Raw genomic sequence first — 1,633 nt, forward strand, 5'->3', positions numbered from 1 at the left:
TGATAAAACTCGGCCTGCGCCATGACCGGTTTATAAGCCGCCGACCAGAATCGGCCGCTTTGCAGATCGCGGATGTACAGATACCTGCCCCAGTTGTCGCGAATCAAATCCTGAAACGAACGGGTCAGGCGGTTTTGACCGGCATTGCCCCGCCAGCTGTAGCCCGATCCGTTTTGAGAAACGATCAGGCTGTAGTCACCGTTGCTGATGACATTGCTCCACGGGCGCGGGGTGTGCGGTGTGGTGATGATGTACTCGCGCCCGTCATCGGAAAAATAGCCGTAGGGGTTGAGGAATTTGGGGGACATGAGCGGTAGAGAGAGAAAGATTTGTGATTTTAACCGGCATCTGATATAATGCTATCAGACTTTATGAAACGTTTCATGTTTGTTAAAAACCAAATACCAAAAACGGTTTTAAAAAATGTATCATAGCCCAGATGGACTGTCAAGTACCAATTCCCCAAATGTAAGTTGAACAATCCCCATTCCCCCATCGAGGTATCCTTCCATGACATCATCCATCGAAAATTTCATCCGTGATCTGCTGGCGCAAATGACCCTGGAAGAAAAAATTGGCCAGCTGAACCAGTATCAGGCGCGCGACGATAACGCCCCACAGGTACTCCGCGCCGGGCTGGCGGGCTCTGTCATCAACGCCGCCGGCGCATTGACCGGGCAGGGTTTTTCGGCTTCCGCCAATGTGGAGCAGCACAACGCCCTGCAGCAGATGGCGCTCGAATCGCGCCTCAAAATTCCGCTGCTGTTCGGGCGGGATGTGATTCACGGCTACCGCACCATTTTCCCCATCCCGCTGGCGCAGGCCGCTTCCTTCGAGCCTTCCCTGGCGGAACAGGCCGCAGCGGTTGCCGCCCGTGAAGCCACCGCCGAAGGGGTCAACTGGACCTTTGCGCCGATGCTGGACATTGCCCGCGATCCACGCTGGGGGCGGATTGCCGAGGGCAACGGTGAAGACCCCTACCTCGGCGCACAAATGGCAACCGCGCTGGTGCGCGGCTATCAGGGCAGCGACCCTTCCGCTCCCGACCGGCTGATCGCCTGCGCCAAGCACTACGCCGGCTACGGGGCTGCCGAAGGCGGCCGCGATTACGACGGCGGGGAAATCTCCGATCCAACCCTGCGGGATGTTTATCTGCCGCCCTTTCAGGCGGCGGTTCGCGCCGGGGTGGGAACACTGATGTCGGCTTTTGTGGACCTCAACGGCATGCCGGCCACCGCCAACCGCTACCTGCTGACCGACATCTTGCGCGGCGAGTGGGGTTTCGATGGGTTTGTGGTATCGGACTGGAAGTCCATCCAGGAACTGGTTGACCACGGCATCGCCGAGGACGAAGCCGATGCCGCCCGGCTGGCGCTGCACGCCGGTGTGGATATGGACATGGTCAGCGGAGTGTACCTCCATCATCTGGCGCGTCTGCTGGATGAAGGCCGCCTCACTCTTACCGAACTGGACGAAGCCGTGCTGCGCGTCCTGCGCATCAAAGCGCGCGCCGGGCTGTTCGAGCGTCCGTTCACCGACCCGCAGCGCGCCGCGCGCGACCTGCTCACCCCCCAGGCGCGTCAACTGGCACGCCAGCTGGCCGCTCGCAGCATGGTGATGCTCAAAAACCGCG

Annotated in this window: 1 protein-coding gene and 1 pseudogene; one reads left to right on the top strand and one right to left on the bottom strand. The window is 59.9% G+C overall.

The genetic code is table 11. The features are described 5' to 3' along the window. Nucleotides 1-308 (bottom strand): annotated as a pseudogene (locus VAE48_RS02255) (glycosyl transferase family 36); the annotation flags it as partial. Nucleotides 309-510: 202 nt separating this feature from the next. On the opposite strand from VAE48_RS02255, the gene VAE48_RS02260 reads away from it, so the two are divergent. After that, nucleotides 511-1,633 (top strand): glycoside hydrolase family 3 protein (locus VAE48_RS02260; RefSeq protein ID WP_322791685.1); only part of this gene is annotated, 1,123 nt, incomplete at its 3' end.

The sequence above is a fragment of the Bellilinea sp. genome (assembly GCF_034432615.1).
Lineage (GTDB): Bacteria > Chloroflexota > Anaerolineae > Anaerolineales > Anaerolineaceae > Bellilinea.